This window comes from Bradyrhizobium sp. LTSPM299, from assembly GCF_000938235.1.
Taxonomy (GTDB): domain Bacteria; phylum Pseudomonadota; class Alphaproteobacteria; order Rhizobiales; family Xanthobacteraceae; genus Bradyrhizobium.
Map to the genome: position 1 here is coordinate 156,184 of NZ_JYMU01000059.1, position 7,551 is coordinate 163,734.

Below are 7,551 nucleotides of genomic sequence, written 5' to 3' on the forward strand. Positions count from 1 at the left end.
ACCTCAAACAAAAATGAAGTCAATCGGACTCGCTGGTTTCGGCGAGACAAAACATCATTTGCGCATTCATCAGCGCTTCATGGCCTATTTCGTAGGCCTTTTGCACAGCACCCCGGCTTTTGGCCTTCCGCGGCTCGCTTGACATGATATTTTAGGTATGAAACGTTATTGGAACGCCTTGCGCTTGGCGACGCGCGCACAAGCGACCTTTGCGGGAGACTGTCATGACCCCGGTTTCGCAACTGCGCGGACCTTCGCGCGAGCACCTCGCTTGGCCGTTCTTCGATTCCCGCCACAGTGAATACGCGGCCGCCCTCGACGCGTTTGCGGCCGATCTCGGCGATACGCATGGCCATGACGTCGACGGCACCTGCCGCTCGCTGGTGCGCAGGCTTGGTGCTGCCGGGTTACTGGAGGCATCGGTCGCCGGCGACCGACCGGATGCGGTGATCGATTCCCGATTGATTTGCCTCGCCCGGGAGACGCTGGCCTGGCACAGCGGACTGGCCGATTTCGCCTTTGCAATGCAGGGACTTGGCACCGGCGCGGTGGCGATCGCCGGGTCGCCCGAACTGCGTGCGTTGGTGCTGCCAAAGGCGCGACGTGGCGAATGGGTTGCTGCCTTTGCCTTGTCGGAAAAGGACGCCGGTTCCGACGTCGCCGCCATGGCGTGCCGTGCGCGGCGCGAGGGCGACCATTATATCCTGGATGGCGAGAAGACCTGGATTTCCAACGGCGGCATCGCCGACGTCTATACGTTGTTTGCGCGAACCGGCGAGGCGCCGGGCGCGCGGGGCATTTCGGCCTTTGTGGTGCTGCCGGACGATCCCGGCTTTTCGATTGCCGAGCGCATCGACGTGATGGCGCCGCACCCGCTGGCGACACTGCGCTTCGAGGGCTGCCGGATTCCTGCTGCGCGGCTGTTGGGCTCGCCGGGCGAGGGTTTCAAGATCGCGATGCGTACGCTCGATATTTTTCGCGCGTCGGTCGCGGCCGCCGCGCTGGGTTTTGCCCGCCGCGCGCTCGATGAGGCGACGGCGCATGCGAAGACACGTCGGATGTTCGGCGGGGTGCTGGGCGACCAGCAATTGACCCAGGCCGCGCTCGGCGACATGGCGGCTGATGTCGATGCCAGCGCGCTCCTGACCTATCGGGCCGCGTGGCGGCGCGACGTGCAGAAGGCGCCGACGACGCGCCAGGCGGCGATGGCGAAGATGGTTGCGACCGAAACCGCGCAGGCGGTGATCGACCGCGCCGTGCAGATGTTCGGCGGCCGCGGCGTGCGCTCGGGCGAAATCGTCGAGCAGCTTTACCGTGAGATCCGCGCGCTGCGCATCTATGAAGGCGCGACCGAGGTCCAGAAGCTCATTATCGGACGCGACGTTCTGAAGGAAGCCTGATCGATACGGCTGATATCACAGGAGGCGGCATGGCAACGACAGCGCGTGAAAACCATCGGGAAGACGTGGCCGGACGGGCCAACGTCGAGGATACGCCCGAGCTGCTCGCCTACTATGACGAGCTCGAAAAGCTGGAAACGGGCGCGCTCTGGACAGTCGCCAACAAGATCGAGCCCTGGCAACCCAAATCGTCCTCGATTCCGGTGCTATGGCGCTATCAGGATCTCCGGGCGCATGTGTTGCGTTCGGTCGAACTGGTGTCGCCCGAGAAGGCCGGGCGTCGCGTCATCTATCTGAACAATCCCGGCCGCCGCGAGCACGCCGCCGCGGTCGGCTGGCTTTATTCCGGCCTGCAGGTGATGCATCCCGGCGAGGTCGCGACCGCCCACGCCCATTCGGCGTCCGCGCTTCGCTTCATCATGGAGGGCGAGGGCGCCTACACCATCGTCGACGGCCACAAGATGACGCTCGGCGCCAACGATTTTGTGCTGACTCCGAACGGCACCTGGCACGAACACGGCGTCTCCAGCGACGGCACGCCCTGCATCTGGCAGGACGGCCTCGACATTCCCCTGGTCAACATGCTCGAGGCCAACTTCTATGTGGTTCACCCCGATCTGCAGCAGAGCGTCGGCTATCCCGTGGACGACATGACGCACGCCTGGGGCAATCCCGGCCTGCGTCCGGCCGGCGCCGAATGGTCCAAGGGCTATTCGCCGCTGCTGAAATACGAATGGGCTCCGACCTATGAAGCGCTGCAGCGCTTTGGCAAGTCGACGGATGGCTCGCCCTACGACGGCATTCTGATGAATTATGTGAATCCGGTGACCGGCGGTCCGGTGATGCAGACGATTGGCGCGTCGATGCAGATGCTGCGGCCGGGCGAAGCGACCCGCGCGCATCGCCACACCGGCAGCTTCATCTATCAGGTCGCCAAGGGACGCGGTCATTCGATCATCGACGGCAAACGCTTCGATTGGAAGGAGCGCGACATCTTCTGCGTGCCGTCCTGGGCCTGGCATGAGCATGTCAACGCCTCCGCCAGCGACGACGCCTGTCTCTTTACTTTCAACGACCTGCCGGTCATGCGCGCGCTCGGGCTCTATCGCGAGGAAGCCTTCGGCGACAATGGCGGCCGCCAGCCCCTCGTATCCTAGGAGAGTTATCGTGCGTCTCGTCACCTATCGCGGCACTGTCGAGGCTGCCGCCCGTCTCGGTGCTGTCGTCGGCGATCTCGTCGTTGACGTCGAGAAGGCCGGCCTTCATGCAGGGATCTCGCTGCCGTTATCGATGCTCGATTTCATCGATCTCGGGCCGCCGGCGCTGATGGCGCTCAAGCAGATACTGGACGAGGGCGAGGGGTGCTGGGCAGTCGGCGCAGCATTGCCGCTGGCCAATGTCAGGCTGCTGGCACCGATCCCGCGCCCGCGCAAGAACATCTTCGGCATCGGCCTGAACTATGTCGAGCACGTCGCGGAATCCTCGCGCGCCCTCGACACAGCCAAGGACCTGCCCAAGCAACCCATCATTTTCTCGAAGCCCCCGACCAGCGTGATCGGCCCGGACGACGCCATCCACCACAACAAGGCGATCACGCAGCAGCTCGACTGGGAGGTCGAGCTTGCGGTTGTGATGGGGCGCACGGCGCGTCGCGTCTCGGAGGCCGAGGCGCTCGGCTTCGTGTTCGGCTACAGCGTCATGATCGACGTCAGCGCCCGCGACAATCGCCGCGCCGGCCAGTGGATCTATTCGAAGGGGCAGGACACCTACGCGCCGTTCGGGCCGTGCATCGTCACCGCGGACGACATCACCGATCCGCACGCGCTCGATCTCTGGCTGACCGTGAACGGGGTCGAGAAGCAGCGCTCCAACACCCGCCACATGCTGTTCAAGGTGGCGCATCTGATCGCTGACATTTCGGCCGCGATGACGCTGGAGCCCGGCGACATCATCGCAACCGGCACGCCCGAGGGCGTCGGCGCCGGGCGCAATCCGCAGGAATGGCTGTGGCCGGGCGACGTGGTGGAGGCCGAGGTCACCGGCATCGGCCGGCTGCGTCATCCGGTGGTGGCGATCTGAGAGGGCGGCATGATCTTCGACATGGAGACGCTGGAGGCGCAGAGCCGCTACAAGATCCTGACCGCCACGGTGACGCCGCGACCGATCGCCTGGATCACCACGCTCTCCGCAAGCGGCGTGGTCAATGCCGCACCGTTCAGCTTCTTCAACGTGATGGGGCATGAGCCGCCGACGGTCGCAATCGGGCTTCTGGCGGGCGCGGCGCGGTTCAAGGACACGGCGGCGAACATTCTTGATACCGGGGAATTCGTCGTCAACCTCGTCGCGGAGCGCAACGCCGAGGCCATGAACATCACCTGTATCGATGCGCCGCCTGAGATCGACGAACTCAAGCTGGCCGGATTGACGCCGGCGGCCTCGCAGGCGGTGCGCCCGCCGCGCATCGCGGAATCGCCGGTATCGTTCGAATGCCGGGTCCTGAGCTCGCTGGTGACGGGACCGCGGCAGACCGCGGTGATCGGCCGCGTCGTCCGCGCCCATGTCGATGACGCTGTCATCCTGGACAAGGAGCGCTGTCACATCGACACCCAGGCGCTACGGCTGATCGCCCGCATGCATGGCAGCGGCTGGTATGCGCGCTCGACCGATCTGTTTCAGATCGATCGGCCGACCTGGGCGGACTGGCAGGAAAAAGACATCGGGGCGACATCTGCGTAACGGTTTGAAGCGGAGGATATCTTGAAGATTGCGGTGTTGGGTGGTGGGAATGGCTCGTTCGCGGCAGCGGGTGATCTGGCATTGGCCGGTCACGAAGTCCGGTTGTGGCGGCGAAATCCTGCAGATGTCGAGGCGCATCGGGCGCAGGGCGGAACGATCACCGTCATCGATCGCGCCGGCCGCCGCGAGGTCAGGCTCGCGACCATCACGTCGTCGATCGCGGAGGCCATCGAAGCGGCCGACCTCATCCTGTGCCCGGCGCCGGCCTTCGCACAGGCCGCGATCGCCGATCTGGCTGCGCCGCATCTGCGCGACGGTCAGGTCATATTCCTGCCGCCCGGGACGTTCGGCTCCTACATCTTCGCCCGCGCCGCGCGGGACGCCGGCAACCGCGCTGAGATCGCAACCGCAGAAACCGGGACCCTGCCGTGGCTCGCGCGCAAGCAGGGCCCTTATGCGGTCCGTATCTCTGGCAGGGGCGCGCGGCTGCCGACCGGCGTGTTTCCGTCGCGCTTGGCGCGGCACGCGCTTGACGTGATCGAGCGCGCGTTTCCGAACGCCATCGAACCGTGCGGCGATGCGCTTTCGGGCGCCCTGATGAATGCCGGCCCCATCATCCATCCGCCGCTGATCACCATGAACGCCGGCCCGATCGAGCATTTCGAGAAGTGGGACATCCACAAGGAAGGAACCCAGCCGGCGATCCGTCGCGTCACGGATTCGCTCGATGCCGAACGTATCGCGATCCGCGAAGCCCTTGGCTATGGCGGGCCGCATTTTCCACTTGCCGACCACTATTCACGCGACGGCGAACCCTGGATGTATGCGCGCGACGCGCATGACCAGCTCACGGATTCCGGCGACTGGTCGGAACGCCTCATTCTTGCCGAGCACCGCTACATGCTGGAGGATTTGCGCCTCGGCCTGTCGTTCCTCACATCGGTGGCTGATGTTGCGGGTGTGCCGACGCCGCTCGCCAAGGCGTTCCTTGCGATCGGCTCCGCCATCACGAGAGAGGATTTTGCGGTGACTGGCCGGACCTTGTCCTCACTTGGACTCGGACATCTCGATCGGGCCGGCTTGCAAGATCTTCTCGCCAAGGGCTTCAGATGAAGCCGGTCATCGGATGCCTCGGCGCCGGGCGAATGGGGCGCGGGATCGCGGTCGTGTTCGCGTTCGCCGGCCATCAGGTCGTCGTCGTCGACTTCAAGGAACGGGAAGTATCCGCGTTCGATGCACTCGCAGCCGAGGTCGATGCTGAAATTCGTTCGACCCTTGGGATTCTGTCGCGTATCGGTCTGATGTCGCCTGACCTGTTGGACGTGATTGCCGACCGGATCACGGTCGTGCCCTTGCGAGAGGCGGCAGCGACCCTGCCGCGCTGTGATGTCATCTTCGAGGGAGTGCCGGAGGTCCTTGCGCTGAAGCAGGCAGCGCTGGCCGAGGCTTCGCGGCTCGCTGGCGAGGGCCCGATCATCGCCTCGACCACGTCGACGATTTTGGTCGACGATCTCGCGAGCGCGATCGAGCACCCAGGCCGATTCCTCAATGCACACTGGCTGAATCCGGCCTATCTGGTGCCGCTGATCGAACTGTCGCCGGGCAAGCTGACCGGGCCTGATACCACCGCGCGAATGAAGGCGCTGCTCGAAGGCATCGGCAAGGTGCCGGTCGTCTGCGCGGCGCGGCCTGGCTTCATCGTGCCGCGAATCCAGACGCTGGCGATGAACGAGGCCGCCCGCATGGTGGAAGAGGGCGTTGCGTCGGCGGAGGATATCGACAAGGCCGTCATCTACGGCTTCGGATTCCGCTTCGCGGTGCTCGGCCTGCTCGAGTTCATCGACTGGGGCGGCGGCGACATCCTGCATCACGCCAGCCGGTACCTGGTCGAGGCACTCGGCGACAGCCGTTACGCCGCACCTGACATCATCGCGTCGAACATGCGCGACGGACGCATCGGCATGAAGACCGGGCAAGGCTTCATGAACTACGACGGCGTCGATCAGGCCGCTTATCGCGAGCAGCGCCTCGCGGCGTTTGCTTCGGCGCTGCGCGCCATGGGCCTTGCCCGCGATCCTGTCGCGTAACGCGCGCGCTGGCTTGGCTGGCTAGCACTACTTTGGCAGATTTTGGCGATTGATTGGCGAAACTGGATTCCCGAATCAGATTTTCAATGATTCATGGGTGGTCGGCTTTGGAGGGCCGACCATGGTGGACACGAAGTCGAAGTGGGAAGACGAGCTTGGGCGCTGGCTCAAGCCATTCCTGGATCGTTTAGGTCACAAGGCGCGGCGGCGGATGTGTCCGCTTTATATCTCGGGATTGATTGGACCGGGCGATCGCAAGAGCGTCCAGCCAATGGCGGCGCGGCTGGCACCGGGCGAGTATGACCAGTTGCACCATTTCATCGCTGATGGCCTCTGGGATGCGGCGCCATTGGAGGCAGAATTGCTCGTTCAGGCCGATCGCCTGGTCGGCGGCAAAGATGCGGTGCTGGTCATCGACGACACGGCGATGCCGAAGAAGGGCGATCGTTCGGTTGGCGTCGCTCCACAATATGCCTCGTCTCTCGGCAAGACGGCTAATTGCCAAACATTGGTGTCGCTGACGCTTGCGCGGGGTGAAGTGCCGGTCATGGTGGCATTACGTCTCTTCGTTCCCGAGAGTTGGACGAGCAATCCGGTGCGTTTGAAGCGTGCGGGCGTTCCTGTAGAGTACCGCGCAGCGCGGACCAAGCCAGAGATCGCCTTGGCGGAGATCGATCGCGTGATGGCAGCCGGTATGCGCTTTGGCTGTGTGCTGGCCGATGCCGGTTACGGCCTCAGCGCGCCGTTCCGTCAGGGGCTCACGACACGCGGCCTGGCCTGGGCCGTCGGTATCCCTCGTCATCAGAAGGTTTATCCGGTGGAGGTTAAATTGATCTGGCCGGTCGCCGGTCGAGGTCGTCCCCGCAAGCGGCACATTCCCGACGTATTGTCGACGGCGGCCGAAGACATGCTGGCCAATGCTAAGTGGCAAAATGTGAGTTGGCGAAACGGGACCAAGGGCCGGCTGGAAGCTCGCTTCGCCGCGGTTCGCGTGCGAACCGCTGATGGACCTCCGCAGCGGATCAAGGACATGGGCCAGCAGCATCTTCCGGGGGACGAAGCCTGGCTCATCGGCGAACACAGGACGTCGGGAGAGAAGAAATATTATCTCGCCAATATGCCGGCCAAGACGAATCTGCGCACGTTAGCTGCTACGATCAAAGCTCGATGGATTTGCGAACAGGCCCATCAGCAGCTGAAAGAGGAACTCGGGCTTGATCACTTCGAGGGACGATCCTGGCAGGGCCTTCATCGTCATGCGCTCATGACTATGATCGCTTACGCATTCCTCCAGCATCGCCGTCTCGCACAAGCGGGGCGGAAAAAAA

7 protein-coding genes are annotated in these 7,551 nt (G+C 64.1%); all 7 read left to right on the top strand.

Going from position 1 to position 7,551, the window contains the following annotated elements:
- Positions 1–224: 224 nt before the first annotated feature.
- The gene (locus tag UP10_RS31105; protein ID WP_044591012.1) at positions 225–1,400 is read left to right on the top strand and encodes an acyl-CoA dehydrogenase family protein; all 1,176 of its coding nucleotides are present in this window, start codon (positions 225–227) and stop codon (positions 1,398–1,400) included.
- A 29-nt stretch (positions 1,401–1,429) separates the two neighbouring features.
- Positions 1,430–2,557, top strand: a complete 1,128-nt coding sequence (locus UP10_RS31110; RefSeq protein ID WP_044591013.1) for a cupin domain-containing protein — start codon at positions 1,430–1,432, stop codon at positions 2,555–2,557.
- Between the two features lie 10 nt (positions 2,558–2,567).
- Entirely contained in the window at positions 2,568–3,479 is a 912-nt protein-coding gene (locus UP10_RS31115) for a fumarylacetoacetate hydrolase family protein (RefSeq protein WP_044591014.1), read from the top strand.
- 9 nt (positions 3,480–3,488) lie between these two features.
- Entirely contained in the window at positions 3,489–4,136 is a 648-nt protein-coding gene (locus tag UP10_RS31120; protein WP_044591015.1) for a flavin reductase family protein, read from the top strand.
- 21 nt (positions 4,137–4,157) lie between these two features.
- Positions 4,158–5,249, top strand: a complete 1,092-nt coding sequence (locus UP10_RS31125; protein WP_044591016.1) for an NAD/NADP octopine/nopaline dehydrogenase family protein — start codon at positions 4,158–4,160, stop codon at positions 5,247–5,249.
- Positions 5,246–6,223 (top strand): 3-hydroxybutyryl-CoA dehydrogenase, encoded by a 978-nt coding sequence (locus UP10_RS31130; protein WP_082077320.1) that lies wholly within the window; start codon positions 5,246–5,248, stop codon positions 6,221–6,223. The genes UP10_RS31125 and UP10_RS31130 overlap by 4 nt, the downstream gene beginning before the upstream one ends.
- 121 nt (positions 6,224–6,344) lie before the next feature.
- Positions 6,345–7,551 (top strand): IS701 family transposase (locus tag UP10_RS31135; RefSeq protein WP_044591034.1); only part of this gene is annotated, 1,207 nt, incomplete at its 3' end.

Excerpts from the sequence above, each read along its gene's own strand:
- UP10_RS31120 (WP_044591015.1), top strand. The coding sequence starts at position 3,489 with ATGATCTTCGACATGGAGACGCTGGAGGCGCAGAGCCGCTACAAGATC.
- UP10_RS31110 (WP_044591013.1), top strand. The coding sequence starts at position 1,430 with ATGGCAACGACAGCGCGTGAAAACCATCGGGAAGACGTGGCCGGACGG.
- UP10_RS31105 (WP_044591012.1), top strand. The coding sequence starts at position 225 with ATGACCCCGGTTTCGCAACTGCGCGGACCTTCGCGCGAGCACCTCGCT.
- UP10_RS31130 (WP_082077320.1), top strand. The coding sequence starts at position 5,246 with ATGAAGCCGGTCATCGGATGCCTCGGCGCCGGGCGAATGGGGCGCGGG.